A 15190-nucleotide genomic window follows, 5' to 3' on the forward strand; every position below is an offset into this window, starting at 1 on the left:
GTTATATCGCCCGGCCATTGATTCACGTCAGAAAGAACCTGTCAAGGCTTTTACTAAGCAGCCGAGGAGCCTGCACGGGCTCTCACTGCGGTGGTCGCCTACAGCTGAATGACACGAATCCCTGCGACGCCGGTTCAACTCCTGGAAGAACCCATAAACCCTGCGTGGCGCCCGAATTCTTGGGATAGTGTTCAAGACATAGTCGCTGAGAATCACAGAAAGCCTGACCGCCCTATGCGCCCGCTTCGCCCGCTGCTTGTCCTCGCCACGTCCGTGGCCACCGCCGTTACCCTCGTCGGGTGCGCCGACTCCGGTGCGGACACGGCCGTGACCTCGTATGTCACCGAAACCATCACCCGCGGCAGCGCCGAAGACCCGGACCAGCAGGAAGGCAATGGCGACGCTTCGGAGCCGGCCACCGAGACCGGGCTCTCTCACACCGATGCGGCCAAAGAGGCGTACGCGGGCATCCTGAACGACCCGGGGCAGTACTCGTTCTCCGCGCCGGGGGAGCGGGACTTCACCGGCGAGTACCTCTACGCCCTGGCGGACATCACCGGCGACGGCGTCCCCGAACTGCTGCTCGAGGCGGTCACCCAGCACAACCTGAACCCGGTGCGCGTGTTCAGCGCCGACGCCGACGGAGAGCTGACCTCACCGGAGGACGTGCTTATCGACGGCGCCGCCTCCGCCGGCGGCTCCCGCACCGCGCTGAGCACCTCCCCGGCGGGCGACCGGATCTATCAGGAACAGTGGCGCTCCATCGCACCCGAAGTTGAGGTCGAGGCTTTTGAACTGCGGGAAAACAACCTGGTCTCCACCGGTGAGACGTGGACCTATGACATGCAGACGCCCTCGGCGGATCTGGTGAGGATTGAGTTTCACCCCATCAACGACCGTGGGCCGCTGGAAGCCATGGAACCCACCACCGGCGGCGCCGCGGCCGGTGGCAACGCCCCGGGCGAAGCAGCGCCCGCTCCCGCTGGAGGCAACACTGCATCCGGCACCGTCCGTGTGCTGACCGCGCCGGAACTCGCGAATCTGCAGGGGTTGGATCGAACGCCGAACGGGGAAGATTCCTCGTACCGTTACGCCGTCTTCGTGTTCGATGCCTCCACGACTTTCAGTGCACAGTCTTCCGGCAACGCCGGGGCGCCGGAGGAGCGGCAGGCATCCATGGTTCGCCTCGGGCAGCAGACTCCCTACAGCTCTGATGGCTCCGGGTTCGAGCTGGACGGACAAAGTCTGACCCTGTCGTTTAATCCGAGCAGCTGCTGGTTCCCGTCGGACACATCGCTGCCGGCCGGGGAGCCGAACTGTTCTGCGTTTACGCAGCAGTAGGCTGCACCGGCATCCTTGGGTGGGAGTTAGCTTCCCACCCTATCGGCGAGGTCTCCTAAGCCTTCTCCCTGATAGAAGAACAGGCGCGGGGCTGCATATTTCTTAGGATGATTGATGCCAGCTTGATCCAACATGTGATCGCTCAATCCTTGGGGTGTCCAGTTCCGCTGCTCTGCTCCTTCAACGGTCAAAGGTGAAGATCGCTCTGACTCCGTGTCCCAGGTGATGTGGTGGAATTCAGGGTTGGCTTCTCTCCATTCATCAAGAGTTGAGTGGTCTTCTAGGTCGATAATCGCGGAGGGGTCATAAGTGATGGGGTCCCCATTAGGAATCGCATTGGCGTCGCGCAACCGAAAAACTGCACGTGATTTCCGATTGGTGGACGCAGGCGTTTCGCTGTTCAGGGAAGACCGCGCCTGCGGGAGGAGACGGGTGCGGTCTAAATCTTGAACAGGAAACAGGCGGTTGAACGAAACGATGTAATTTGAGGTGTCATCCTCATCCTGCAGGGTTGACTGGTAGAGATCGAATTCGTGACATTCGATTGAAATATTCGGTGCCTCGGTGCTTAGCCACTGGACCGTTGTCATTACTTGGGAAGGGAATGACGCTGCCACGAGGATGATACGGGGAGTGGGAAATGTGTCGTGGACCGAGAAATCTTCGTCTATCACGTCGATGTGTTCTTTAAAAGACCTCAGTGCATCTTCTTTAGTGATGGGCTCGGTACCCGGGTTTCGGGAGTTGATCCAATCGACGTGGGCATCCGCGAGAAGGTCATAGGTAAAACCCGAGGAGAGCGCCGCGTAAGTGAGCGCTTGAAGGTGGACTGACTTATCGCTGTCTCGTTTCAGCTCGATGACTACAAGCTCACCCCCTTGCGAGAGGCAGAGTATATCGATTCGTTCTTTTGCTGCGGCTTCTGCAGAGGCCCAGCGGCCGAACTGGGTCGTTATCACCTTGAGTCCAGGGTCAAGGACCTGAGGGTTAGAGACAATCCAGGCTTCGAGGTGGTCAGTTTCAGTCAGATCTGCTTTGGTCATTGTGGTCTCAGAAAATGGTTGGGAGTCTGCTTGGTTCACGCGGAGTAGCTTGCTCATATGCCCAGGATAGGGAATTACGGCTCTCCCAGGGGGTTACGCCGAACTGGGGCACCCTCTGATTTCTTTTACCATGGCCCCATGGTCACCTATTGGGGAATTCACAACGGTAATAAGTCCATCGAACCTGTGGATGACGGGGGAGTGCGCATCGATTTTGATGTTGCCCGAGATCTTCGAGATCTACCCCGCACCCGACAGGCCATCGAAGAAGAAGTCCGCAAACATCAACCGGACGCATCTGAGGGGGCACTTCGCTCGCATACAGGGGTACTCTTCCGTTTCACATGGGAGATGAAGGTCGGGGACATCGTGGTTAGCCCGCGGCCACGAGACAGAACACTACGGATTGGGCGTATATCTGGCCCATACGAGTACCGAGAGACATCCCAGGGGTACCCGCATTTTCGCCCCGTGGAATGGCTTATTCCGAGTGTGACCCGTGATGAGCTCTCCCTTCCCTCACAGGATCAACTCAGTAGCGCACAGACACTTTTTGAGCTCACTATTCCCAACGATGAGATCGACCATCTTTTATCGCAGCCGAGTGCGACTCTGGGAAATGTCCGATTCACATGGGTCCCGTTTTACGAAGAGTTAATCGATAAGATTCTCACGTACCGCGATGACCGTGCTGAGCTAATCCGCAAGGTGCTTGCTGTCGGGAAGCGAACAGGAAACGTCAATCGATTCAAATATCTCGCTTTCGAAAGCAACGAAAAGGGAAACCGGGTTCCGATTACTGACATCGACCCATTGACTGCGATTGCCCCGTTCAATCGTGGTATCTCAGAGCAAGCTCGCTTAGACATCGCCGGCGGTTACAAAGAGGAGTTCGAACTAGAGGCTGATGCCCCGCGAGATTTCCAAGGGATCCCGATCGTTAATAACTTAATGTCATGGTTCATTCCCTACACCTATAAACGCTCAGGGAATGAAGTGGAAGATATGTGGGATCTGGTTGAGACAGCTGTTGCTTATGCCGCCGATCAAAACTTGGAAACTTCTGTACAGCTGGCCGATGCTTTTGATCGGGCTCCATTCGGCCAGACCCGCATGCTCACCATGGGGCTATATTGGATCCGTCCGCGTGTCTTTCTAGCCTATGACAGCCTGAATGTGGGTTATCTCCAAAAAGGAATGCCAGATCTAGCAGATGATTTGGTTTTGAAGTCCAAAATCACCGGAGAGGAGTTCATTGCCAACACGGAACGAGTCACCGCCGAATTTTCCGGTCGCGAAGAATCACCCACGACGCCTTATGAGCTGTCGCGGGAAGCGTGGTTGTTTTCGGCGAGCGCAGCTCGGCCTTCAGGGCAAGAAGACGGCGAAGATCCGATCTTGGATCATGATTCTTACACCACCGAGTCGATCATTGAGGCCGGTTCATTTATCGATCAAACTGAATTAGATCGCTACGTGGAGATCCTCAAGAACAAAAAGAACCTGATCTTGCAGGGGCCGCCAGGGACCGGTAAAACCTGGCTAGCGAAACGACTCGGGTGGGTGCTGGCGGGTGAGCGATCCGACGAATACGTCACTGTCATGCAGTTCCACCCGTCGATGTCTTACGAGGACTTCGTTCGTGGCATGCGTCCCGGCAAAGATGGCCGGCTGGAGCTGCTTGACGGTCCATTTCTCCAGTTCTGTGAAAAGGCACGTCAGGATCCTGAAAACAACTACGTGATGGTAATCGAGGAGATCAACCGTGGGAACCCATCCCAGATATTTGGGGAGCTCCTGACGCTGCTGGAAAAGACCAAACGAAATGTACATTCCGCTATGCGGCTGGCCTACACTCAGTCCCCCGACGAGCGATTTTTCATCCCTCCCAATGTATTTGTCATCGGCACTATGAATGTCGCCGATAGGTCGCTGGCCTTTGTCGATATGGCTCTGAGGCGACGGTTCGCTTTCATCGAGTTGGAGCCGCAGCTCAATGACGCCTGGCTCGATTTCGTAACCGGTAAAGAGTACGACCGTGACATGATGGAGCGCATTCGCACTGCGGTCACAGCACTCAACGAGGAAATTGAGAATGATCCAAATCTCGGTCGACAGTTTCGAATCGGACACAGTTATTTCGTGCCATCGAGCCGTGGCGGTGACAATCCAACGGGGTATACAAAAGCATGGTTGCGCAACGTGATTGAAACGGAGATCCGTCCGCTCGTGGACGAATACTGGTTCGATCAGCCTCAGCGAGCCGAGGATGAGATTACTAAGCTGAAAGAAGTTCTGTGATCACTATCCCAGTTCGTAATCTCTGGTTGCTGCAATTATTTGCTTCGGATTTTCAGCCGCGCCGCAGTTATGTTGATAGTGGATCTGAGCATGTTCCGGACGATATTCCGGTATTTGTGTCAATGATCTTGGCAGACGAGGTGTCTTCGCGGCTCAACACTGGATTAACCACCGGATTCAACCGAACCTCTCGAACGGTGAACCGCGTCCGCGGAAAGATTGATCTCCTCGCCACGGCTAGATTCCAGCTTTTGGATAGAGGAAAGATTTATTGTCACTTCGACCAGATCGATCATGACATTCTAAGCAATCGATTGGTCTTGGCAGCACTTCGGCGAGCAAGCAGATTCCCATCCACTGATCCACGATGTGCAAGGTTGGCTGATGAACTGGCGCGCGCTGGAGTAAGCGAGCAGGAACCCACCCGCCAAGAACGAAGGGAATTGAAAAACCAGCGGCAGCTGTCACACGATCGGCGTATGATCACCGCCGCTGAATTGATGCTCGATTTATCCATTCCAGAGCCCGGTGCTGGCGCTGACCCAGTGGTTGCGCCGAAGGATGAGGATGGGTATCTCCGTACGTTATTTGAGAAGGCGGTGGGTGGGTTTTATACCAAATTTTTCCAGCCGCGTGGGTGGACCGTCCAAACCGGAAAATGGCTGAGCTGGAATGAAGCGGAATCCACACCGAGGATGAGTGCGATTTTGCCAAAGATGCAAACGGATATCATTCTTCGCCCCCCGAGTAGACCGCCCATCATCGTGGATACCAAGTTCACCCGAGTGATCCGTGCGAATCAGTACACTCAGGAGAGACTCAAAAGCGAATATCTGTACCAGATGTATGCGTATGTGCGGAGTCAAGAAGGTAACTCAGAGTTTGGTCCAGCTACTGCCGGACTTCTCTTGCATCCCGTGGTCGACGATGATGTCAGGGAATGGACCTTTATCGGTATGCATGCCTTCGGCGTCGCTACCGTCGATCTCGCCGGAAAATATTCAGCGATCGTCGCGCAGTTAAGGGCTGCGGTGGACGTTCCAGACGGCCCACATAGGTGACGCTAGAACCAAGCCCTTGAGAGAAAGACCCATACACAGGTGCTCACCTCCTCTGTCACAGGGAACTGAGCGCTTGTTGTACTAATTTTCCGGGGAGGAACTATTCTGGGACCAAGGTTCCACAGAAAGGACAATCGTGCCGCGGATCTATGACAACCTCTCCGATGAGACCAAGCTGGGGGCCGGCCTCAATGAGTTTCTACATAGCTTTAACTCTATTGATGTCGCCACCGGGTATTTCGATCTCCGCGGGTGGGCCGAACTCGACGAGCTGGTCACTGCTAAAGCCGCCGAGAGACACGACGGTGACCGCGCAGTAGCTCGGGTGTTAATCGGCATGGTCCTTCCCGGTGATCACGACACTTTGATGCGTCAGATCGCACAACCCCTGAGTCAAGATGATGGGGGAGAAGGTGCCCGGACCCGGGCAACACGTATCCGCGATGACCTTGTCGCCCATTTAGCCAAACAACTTTCCCGCGGTATTCCCACCGCCGCCCAGCGTAGGACACTGCACTCGCTGCGTTCCCTGATCAAAGACGGGCATGTCGAACTGCGGGTCTATACCCGCCAGCCGCTCCACGGCAAAACTTATATCCTTCACCGCGATGACCCGAGCACCCCGCGGCATGCGTTTGTCGGCTCCTCCAACTTCACCCGAGCAGGCCTGACCTCCAATCTGGAGCTCAATGTGGATGTCTCGGATGCTGATAGCACTGCCAAACTCGAGCAGTGGTTTACCGACCTCTGGGACGACCGGTGGACCCTGCGCATTGACGAGCAGCTGTTGGAGATCATCGAGGATTCCTGGGCTACCCCGATTCCGCGCAGCCCGTACGAGGTCTACCTCAAGGTCTGCTACATCATGTCCCAGGACATTCGGGCCGGTATCGCTCAGTTTGATCTCAACCCGTTGATCAAAAACACCCTGCTCGACTACCAGGCCACCGCTGTGAAAACCCTGGCCAAGCGCATCATGCACCGCGGTGGCACCATGCTCGGTGATGTCGTCGGCTTAGGCAAAACCTTGACCGCGATCGCGGTGGCGTTGATGCTGCGGGATGAGTACGGCTTCCAGCCGTTGGTGATTTGCCCGAAAAACCTGGTCGAGATGTGGGAAGAGCACTTAAAGAAATACGACCTCGCCGGCCGAGTCGTCTCTTACTCCATGGTGCATCAGACCCTGCCCGATTTGCCGCGCTACCGGTTCGTCATCATCGATGAATCCCACACCCTGCGCAACAACGACACCCGCACCTACAATGCGGTGCACGAATACCTCCACGACAATGACTCTCATGTCTTGCTACTGACTGCGACGCCGTACAACCTGCGTTATACGGATGTGGCCAACCAGCTTGCTCTTTTCCTCAACGAGGACGAAGACCTCGGGATCGCTCCGGTCTATGCCTTCGATCGCAATCCTCGTCTGCGCGACAACCTCGAGTTTGCACCCACTACGCTGGCGGCGTTTAAAAAATCCGAGGAGCCGGAAGACTGGAAACGCCTGATGGGCGAGCACCTCATCCGGCGCACCCGCTCGTTTGTGGTCAACACCTACGCCCACACCGACGAACACGGCAACCGCTACCTGCAGTACAACAACGAGGACGGCACCCCAGGACAGCGTTTTACCTTCCCCAAGCGCAAGGCCATCCCCATTGATCACTCCTTCGGCGAGGACGACCCGGCCGCCAAGATGACCAGCGAGCGCACCCTAGAAACCCTCGCGAGTTTGCGTCTTCCCCGGTATGACTTGGCGTCCTATGTCCACCCAGATGCCAAGCACAAGGCCAGCCCGGAGGATAAACAAGTGCTGGAGGATTTCGAACGCTCCCGCGGCCAGGTCGCCGGTTTCGTGCGCACCAACTTCTATAAACGCCTGTCCTCCTGTGGCCACTCGTTTCGCTTATCACTGGTGCGGCATCTGCGCCGCAACGACTTGTTTATCTATGCCTTGACCCACGGTGTGCCACTTCCGGCCGGCACACTCGATCCCGCGGCCTTGAGCGACGATGAAACAGATCTCGACGCCTTGCCGCAGGACTCCGAAGACGGCACCGAGGGCCAGCTATTCGACGCCGCCGACGACTATGAGGCCTTGCAGCAGTACGATCCGCGGGGTCTGCGCTGGGTGAACCCGAAGCTTTTTACCGCTGAGCTTCTCGAGGCGCTGAAAGAAGACTCCGCGGCGATGACCCAATTGTTGTCCTGGTACGGCGAGTGGTCCTATGAGAAAGATTCCAAACTCCAGGCCTTAGCTCAGGTGCTGACCACCACTCATAGCAACGACAAGGTGTTGATTTTCACCGAGTACAAAGACACCGCGAAATACCTGGCCAACGGGCTAGCCTACCTCGGGATCTCCCAGGTGGAGGCGGCCACCGGCGACACGAAGGACCCGACGTCCTTGGCACGTAGATTTTCCCCGAAATCTAACGTCCGTCTCAACGATGACGACAGCACCCCTAGTGCTCAGCCGCAGGACGAGATCCGCGTGCTGGTGGCCACGGATGTGCTCAGTGAGGGACAAAACCTCCAGGACAGCCACGTCATCATCAACTTCGATTTGCCGTGGGCGATTATCAAGCTCATCCAGCGGGCCGGCCGTGTGGATCGTATCGGCCAGCAGTCCGACACCGTCTACATCTACTCCATCGCCCACGGAGCCGTGGAAGACGTGCTTGACCTGCGTCGACGCATCCATGAGCGGTTGGTGACTAATGCTCAGACTTTCGGGTCCGATGAGCAGTTTTTCGGTACGGAGGAAGAAACCAAGATTATTACCGAGCTTTATGAAGGCCAGCTGTCTGATATCGATACCTCCGAGGACGTCGACGCCGGCTCGTTGGCCTATGAGATCTGGAATAAAGCCACCAAGGATGACCCGGAATTGGCCAAACGGATTAAAAAACTCCCTGACCTTATTGATGCGACCCGGCCGCAGCGACTTACGGAATCTCCCGGCGTGTTGTGTTTTACCGCGAGCAACTCAGGTCTGGAAGGCTACGCGTGGTCCACCCCGGAGGGTGCGCACCGTTTGTTGACCGGGCATGAGGCACTGGCGAAGTTTGAAGCCACCCCGCAGACTCCCGCGTTGGCCTTGCGTTCCGATCACGATGAACTCGTCCACCACCTTGTTACCGGCCCGCTGACCATGAATTTCAATACCTCGGGGCGGTTGAGGGGAGAACGTAAAACAATCTGGAACCGATTGGGCGGTAACCGCTATTCCAATCCGGAGCACAACGAGGCACTGGATGCTCTGTATAACCATCCGCTGACTACTTTGGCCACCCAGCGTTTGCGGCGTGCCCGTAGGCGTCATGTCTCCGAGGACGATCTCATTGACCTCATTGCGGATCTACACGCCTCGGGCCAGCTTGTCACCTCGACCGACCGGTCGACCGAATCTATCCATATTGTGGCGTCCATGGGAGTGAACTAATGACTACTGATGTGATGAACTATGTCGACAACGGCGAGTTTGTGGACCTGTTTCAAGAACTCGGCTGGGATTTACCCCCCAGCAGTGTGCATCCCCTCGACGTCGAGACGGATACCGGAACGTTCACCGTCCAACCGGTGGCAGATCAATCTGGTCTGCGCGTCTGGGTGTGTACCGCTGACACATTGCCGGATGCGTCTTCGCAGCGAGCCGTGGATACAGCGGTATCCAAGCACTCCCAAGTCCGCCTGTTGATTTTCACCGACGGGACTCGTCAGTCCTGGCGCTGGCCCAGGCGAGGTGCGACTGCAGCGACGAACGCCAAACTGCTGCATCACGCCTACACCGTAGGCAATCTGGAGCAACGTGAAGACCTTGCCCGCCGACTGGCGAAGATCGAGCTACCTATCGATGAGCGTATCGGCATTGCCGAAATCCAGGACCGGATGGCGCAGGCGTTCAACGACGAGGCCGTGAAGCGTTCCACCGAGGCATCACGCCACATGGAGCGGATGAACCAGATCCTGCTGGATGCCGGATGTTCCACAGACACTGCTTCGTCGCTTTTGGTCAGGCTGTTATTTCTCTTCTTCGGCGATGACACTCAGATGTGGCCGGAGGATACTTTTCAGAAATGGGTGCTCAACCACACCACCGCGGATAATCTCCATGCCAAGCTGACTGAGCTATTTGAGGTCTTATGCGACGAGGAGCTCGACAAAGCCCAAACTGCTGGCGGGATGGGTAAAGCCGGAGGAAAATACGCCGGCACTGAGTACCAGCACTTCCGACGCATTGACGGGATGTACCAGGAACACATCGCACTTCCCCCGCTATCGGAGGATTTCCGCCAACAGGTGCTCACCGCCGGGGAATTCGACTGGGGCAAGATCAACCCGGATATCTTCGGTGCGATGTTCCAACAACTCGTCGACCCCGCCGAGTTACGCAAGCACGGCGAGCACTACACCTCTGAAGACAACATCCAGAAGGTCATCGAGCCGCTCTTCCTTGATGAGTACCGCCAGCGTTTCCAAGACGCCTATGATGACCGCAAGAAACTTCTGGCCCTCCAGGACGAACTGGCAGGCCTACAGTTCATGGACCCGGCCTGCGGGTCAGGAAACTTCCTCATCCAGGCCTATAAACATCTCCGCGGCCTGGAGTATGAACTCATCCAGCGGGCCGAGGAATTGGAGCTCGAGGAGATCCAGGCACAGCTGGCTGGGATGGAACATCAGCGCATGAGCAAGAATAAGAAGGCACTGATTGCGCGCCGCGATGACATCCAAGCCGGCGCCTCACTGCAGTTTGATGAGCAGGTCTTGCGTAAATCTAAGTTGAGCATGCGCCAGTTCTATGGCATCGAAATCAACGCGTGGCCTGCGAAAGTCGCTGCCACCAGTATGCTGCTGGTCGATCATTTAGCGAACCAAGCCTGGGGGGAAAACGTGGTTCGTCTTCCTATTGAAGACACCCCTCAGATCGTGCACGCTAATGCTCTTCGTGTCGACTGGGAAGATGTCATCCCAGACAACGGAAACGTCACTTATATTTTCGGTAACCCTCCATTTTTAGGTGATGGCCGTGAGAAGGAGCAGCTGGCCGACCTGCGATATGCCTGGGGTGAAGATAAGCAGATCTCGCGCATGGATTACGTCACCGGCTGGCACGCCCTAACGCTTCGTCTGTTCGCCAGCGGCCGGCAGGGTGCCTTCGCTTACGTCACCACCAACTCCATCGTCCAAGGAGACCAAACTGCCCGCCTGTTTGGCCCCATTTTTGAGGCTGGCTGGCGTATCCGGTTTGCCCACCGCACCTTCTCCTGGGACTCCGAAGCCCCCGGCAAGGCCGCCGTGCACTGCGTCATCGTCGGCTTCGACCGCCAATCCGAACCCCGCCCCCGCCTCTGGGATTACCCCGATCTCAAGGGAGAACCAGTGCCTGTCTCTGTGGACAGGGCCATTAACGCTTACCTTGTCGACGGTCCCAACGTCCTGGTGACAAAGGCTTCAAAGCCCATTTCCTCGATGGTCAGCAAAACCATGTACGGATCAAAGCCCACCGACGGCGGCCATCTCATCATCGAACCCGACGAATACGACGACTTCATGGCCGACCCCGTCGCCGCCAAATACGTTCACCAGTACGTTGGAGCCCGGGAACTGCTACATAACCTTGACCGATGGTGTTTGTGGTTGGAGGACATGGAACCAGCCGACATTAACCGCTCTCCCTTGCTTAAAAAGAGGATCGAGGGGGTACGGGAATTCCGGTTTGCTTCTAAGGCAGAATCCACTCGCGAATTTGCTCAGTTCCCTCACCTGTTTCGCCAAAGGGCCAAGATGGAAACAGATTATTTGTGCATTCCAAGTGTCGTCAGCGAAACACGGCGTTATTTCACGGCCGCTCGCTTGCCTGCAGATGTGATCACGAGCAATCTCGCCTTTCAAGTGCCAGATGAGACAGGTCTCCAGTTCGGTTTAATTTCCTCGTCCATGTTCATCACATGGCAGAAGACCATCGGGGGGCGCTTGGAGTCCCGACTCCGTTTCGGGTCGACGCTGACGTGGTACACCTTCCCCGTCCCCGAACTGAATGAGGAAGCCCGCCGGGCCATCATTGCCGCAGGAAAAAAGATCGAAGCCGCCCGCGACCTGCACCCCAAACGCTCCTTGGCCGAGCACTACAACCCGCTTGCCATGGACCCGGCGTTGGTCAAGGCCCACGATGTTCTCGACCGTGAGGTCGACAAGGCCTTCGGCGCCGCCCGCAAGCTCACCACTGAGCGCCAGCGCCAGGAGCTGCTGTTCGCCAACTATTTCAGGATGACCTCCGGCAGCGACGGATAAAGATGCACTGCGTGCCGGGTCCCGGCAGGGTCTAATAAGTCACATGACCATCTTCCTGGACACCGACACGCACTGCTTCATCGCCCACACTCGCGCCGAACTCGTCGACGCCCTGCTCGAGCACCTGGACCCGGAGACCGTCGACCTGTCAGATCTCGCAACCGCATGTTTAGGTGTCACCCCACTTGATGTGATGCTCGTCGAAGACTGAACCGACGCCGCCGGTATGAACCGGGCGAAGACGATCACAATGGTCGACCGTCAAGGTCGACCACGCGAGCACCGTTGAGGTTTTCCCGGCCGACGTCATCATCAGGCGGGAGGGTAATCGTCTGCGGACGATGTTCAATCCACGAATCGATATCGGCGCGGGATGCCTCAAGAATCGGGCGGGAAGGTTCGCCGGTCATCTTCCACACATGATGAAAGCGGCGCGTCATCGCGCCCCACATGTCAGCCGGAATCTTCGTGTACTGCTCCCACAGCGGCTTATTCGACATGACGACCACCCGAGTGTGCAGAGCTGGGCGATCAGAATAGCGAGCAGGCAACAACAACAGATGCCCATCGAGGACAGGCAAGAACTGGCCCCATTTCAGGTCACCATAAAATTCGTCGAGGACGATCACGGACTGTCCCTCGTAGGTGTCCCACGGGTGGGTGTAGTCGGTGACGTGGTAGACGTCCTGGCCGAACTGGTCATAGGCCCACCGTGTTACGACGAGGTATTCGGTAGCGCCGACGGGTCTATCCGGTGTGGAACCTCGGTACATCGTGGACACTGGATCTCATCACATCACAGACACTGAGTCTTAAGGCTTCGTATGCCCTGTCTCACGACATCATGGACACACGATCTCATGACATCGTGAACATCATGTCTCACCACTTCGTGCACACCGACGCCAGTCGGGCTCTGCCACCGTAGGAGGAATGACCAACTCTCTTCCGCCGCGTACCCGGGCGATGATCATCAACTACGACCCCACCCAACCACACGCCCTGACGAGGTTGTCCCCTGTTTGGTGGACACGCTGACCCCGGCCCAGAATGGGCCGGAGAATGCGAGAAACCACCATGGGCGAAAAACACCTACACCGATGAGTTCAAGACGGACGCCGTCCGGCTCTACGAGACCACAGAAGGGGCTTCCTTCAGCTCAATCTCAGCAGATCTGGGGATCAGCCGGGCCACGTTGAAGAACTGGGTCTACGCCGCCCGCAAGGCCCGCGGCATCCAGTCGAGTCGCACCGCCGAAGACCCCACCGACGAGCTGCTGCGCCTGCGCACAGAAGTCCAGCACCTGCGCTCGGAGACCCAGAAGCTCTCCACCGAGCGCGACATCTTACGCAAGGCCGCGAAGTATTTCGCGGGAGAGACGAGCTGGTGAGCCGCTTCCAGTTCGTTGATGACTACGCCACCACCTACTCGGTGAAGCGGCTGTGCCATGTCCTGAATCTGAACCGCTCAAGCTTTTATAAGTGGCGGGACGGCAAGTCTGCCCGCAGGCAACGCCAGCACGCCGATGAGGTGTTGGTGGTACAGATGCGGGACTACCACGACGAGTTCGACGCCACGATCGGGGTGCGCCGCATGCACGCTGAGATCAACGAGCATGTGCCCACGCCGGTCAATCACAAACGCATTGAGCGGCTCATGCGCCAGCATCAGATCGTCGGGGTGAACCTGCGCAAACGCAAGCGCACCACCATCCCGGACCAAGACGCGAAGGTCTTTGACGACCTCGTCGGCCGAGACTTGACCGCCGAGGACTGTAACCAGCTCTATATCGGCGATATTACCTACTTGCCCTGCGGAAAAGGAGATTTCATGTACCTGGCCACGGTCATCGACGTGCACTCCCGACGCTTGGTCGGTTACTCGCTTGCGGACCACATGCGCACCAGCCTCGTTCAGGACGCGATTAAGGACGCGGCCCGGACACGGGGCGCGATGGACGGAGCAATATTTCACAGCGACCACAGCAGCGTCTACGCCTCATCAGCGTTCCAGGACACCTGCATACAGCTGGGGATCCGCCAGTCGATGGGCCGGATCGGCTCAAGTGCGGATAATGCGATGGCCGAGTCGTTCAACGCCTCGCTGAAGCGAGAGACGCTGCAAGGTTCTGGTGGCTGGGTGTCGTCGGTGCAGTGTCGGCGGGAGGTGTTCCGGTGGATCACGAGGTATAACACGCGTCGTCGGCGCTCCGGGATCAGTTACCTGTCACCGAGGGCTTTCGAAGACACGGCTGCGGTTGTTACCGTGGCACCTGCTGCTTGATCAATCCCGCGTGTTCACTAATCGGGGGACACCCCCATGTCGTGTCACCCCGGAACATCACTCAGCGCCGACTACGCACTCCGGAACCGGAAGAGCCAGTTTCCATACGATCGCGTTGATCATCTGGCGGTGATCGCTCCAACGTCTGCCGCCGGGTTTGTCCGGCAGCAGCGAGGCGATGCGTCCCCAGGCTTTATCGGTGAGTTCACCACAGCCAACCATGTTCTTTAGTCAACTCTTGCTTACACCGGACAGCTTCCTGACACACCGACGCAGCCCGGACTTATAGGACAGTCCCTAATCCTCTTTAAGTGGTTGGGCGTAACCATTCCGATGTTCAAAGAGCCGTCCTGATGGAAGCCGAAATCTCACGACAGGGCACACTCCTGCATTTGATGCAGCACCCTCAACCCGTGCGTTTCCTAAACTATTTGGCCGGAGCATGCCTAGGACAAGTTCTTCCTCGCTGTCCTCCCAGAAAATGTTCTTATCGTCTAGCTTTAAGGGCTGAATCTTCACATTAGGGTTAGCGGATTTAATTCTGACCTCAGTAACCGGTTCTTCCCCCTCATTCACAACCACGATGTAATGTGATCGTGAATTTTCAAACCCCATATCATCAACAGCAACTGAGACTAAATTCGCTTGCCCCCTGTCCTGTCTTAAATCTAGCCGTTCCAACTCACCCCAATGCGCTTTACGATCCTCTCGACGGCGCCAGATATCATACAAGATGTTGACTACGGCAACGAGGAGCGCAAAACCACCGCCGATAAGAGCAGCTGGCTCGGAGGCCAGGTGATCCCACAATTTCTCCATGGCAGGAGAATATACACATCACCTGCAGATTACGCGGATTTC

At 56.9% G+C, this 15190-nt stretch carries 11 protein-coding genes; 7 read left to right on the forward strand and 4 right to left on the reverse strand.

The features are described 5' to 3' along the window. The first annotated feature begins 234 nt into the window (after positions 1-234). Positions 235-1341, forward strand: coding sequence for a hypothetical protein (locus B841_RS02000; RefSeq protein WP_020933811.1), 1107 nt, complete (start codon positions 235-237; stop codon positions 1339-1341). A gap of 26 nt (positions 1342-1367) precedes the next feature. Here the strand turns inward: B841_RS02000 and B841_RS13795 are convergent, their stop codons facing one another. Further along, positions 1368-2441 carry a PDDEXK family nuclease gene (locus tag B841_RS13795; RefSeq protein ID WP_156844663.1) on the reverse strand — a complete coding sequence of 358 codons (1074 nt, stop codon included), beginning with the start codon at positions 2439-2441 and terminating at the stop codon, positions 1368-1370. A gap of 81 nt (positions 2442-2522) precedes the next feature. Here B841_RS13795 and B841_RS14085 point away from each other — a divergent pair, with 81 nt between their 5' ends. The 5 genes from B841_RS14085 to B841_RS13800 all read left to right on the forward strand — a co-directional run bounded on the left by B841_RS14085 (position 2523) and on the right by B841_RS13800 (position 12257). After that, a complete protein-coding gene (locus B841_RS14085) occupies positions 2523-4685 on the forward strand; it encodes an AAA family ATPase (protein WP_245561055.1) in 2163 nt (720 codons plus the stop codon). After that, positions 4682-5746 carry a 5-methylcytosine restriction system specificity protein McrC gene (locus B841_RS13525; RefSeq protein WP_084481947.1) on the forward strand — a complete coding sequence of 355 codons (1065 nt, stop codon included), beginning with the start codon at positions 4682-4684 and terminating at the stop codon, positions 5744-5746. Before B841_RS14085 ends, B841_RS13525 begins: the two co-directional genes overlap by 4 nt. A 136-nt stretch (positions 5747-5882) precedes the next feature. Beyond that, positions 5883-9194: a helicase-related protein gene (locus B841_RS02015; protein WP_211215543.1), complete on the forward strand. Its 3312-nt coding sequence runs from the start codon at positions 5883-5885 to the stop codon at positions 9192-9194. Continuing rightward, positions 9194-12046: a DNA methyltransferase gene (locus tag B841_RS02020; protein WP_020933815.1), complete on the forward strand. Its 2853-nt coding sequence runs from the start codon at positions 9194-9196 to the stop codon at positions 12044-12046. Before B841_RS02015 ends, B841_RS02020 begins: the two co-directional genes overlap by 1 nt. A 43-nt stretch (positions 12047-12089) precedes the next feature. Further along, the gene (locus tag B841_RS13800; protein ID WP_020933816.1) at positions 12090-12257 is read left to right on the forward strand and encodes a hypothetical protein; all 168 of its coding nucleotides are present in this window, start codon (positions 12090-12092) and stop codon (positions 12255-12257) included. Positions 12258-12291: 34 nt separating this feature from the next. On the opposite strand, the gene B841_RS02025 is transcribed toward B841_RS13800, so the two are convergent. Beyond that, the gene (locus B841_RS02025) at positions 12292-12828 is read right to left on the reverse strand and encodes a hypothetical protein (RefSeq protein ID WP_041631696.1); all 537 of its coding nucleotides are present in this window, start codon (positions 12826-12828) and stop codon (positions 12292-12294) included. A 236-nt stretch (positions 12829-13064) separates the two neighbouring features. Between B841_RS02025 and B841_RS02035 the strand changes: the two genes are divergently transcribed. Beyond that, positions 13065-14329 (forward strand): IS3 family transposase gene (locus tag B841_RS02035; RefSeq protein WP_404825473.1). Its coding sequence is split into 2 segments (ribosomal slippage): positions 13065-13419 and positions 13419-14329, totalling 1266 coding nucleotides; the frame shifts between segments, so codons are not numbered across the junction. 57 nt (positions 14330-14386) lie between these two features. Here B841_RS02035 and B841_RS14205 read toward each other — a convergent pair. Beyond that, complete coding sequence (locus B841_RS14205) at positions 14387-14551, reverse strand: transposase (RefSeq protein ID WP_084481948.1); 165 nt, start codon at positions 14549-14551, stop codon at positions 14387-14389. Between the two features lie 75 nt (positions 14552-14626). Next, complete coding sequence (locus tag B841_RS13805) at positions 14627-15148, reverse strand: hypothetical protein (protein ID WP_156844664.1); 522 nt, start codon at positions 15146-15148, stop codon at positions 14627-14629. Positions 15149-15190: the final 42 nt, after the last annotated feature.

This window comes from Corynebacterium maris DSM 45190 (genome assembly GCF_000442645.1).
Lineage (GTDB): Bacteria > Actinomycetota > Actinomycetes > Mycobacteriales > Mycobacteriaceae > Corynebacterium > Corynebacterium maris.

Coding starts and splice junctions, on each gene's coding strand:
- B841_RS02000 (WP_020933811.1), top strand. CDS start 235: ATGCGCCCGCTTCGCCCGCTGCTTGTCCTCGCCACGTCCGTGGCCACC.
- B841_RS13795 (WP_156844663.1), bottom strand. CDS start 2,441: ATGAGCAAGCTACTCCGCGTGAACCAAGCAGACTCCCAACCATTTTCT.
- B841_RS14085 (WP_245561055.1), top strand. CDS start 2,523: ATGGTCACCTATTGGGGAATTCACAACGGTAATAAGTCCATCGAACCT.
- B841_RS02020 (WP_020933815.1), top strand. CDS start 9,194: ATGACTACTGATGTGATGAACTATGTCGACAACGGCGAGTTTGTGGAC.
- B841_RS13800 (WP_020933816.1), top strand. CDS start 12,090: ATGACCATCTTCCTGGACACCGACACGCACTGCTTCATCGCCCACACT.
- B841_RS14205 (WP_084481948.1), bottom strand. CDS start 14,551: ATGGTTGGCTGTGGTGAACTCACCGATAAAGCCTGGGGACGCATCGCC.
- B841_RS13805 (WP_156844664.1), bottom strand. CDS start 15,148: ATGGAGAAATTGTGGGATCACCTGGCCTCCGAGCCAGCTGCTCTTATC.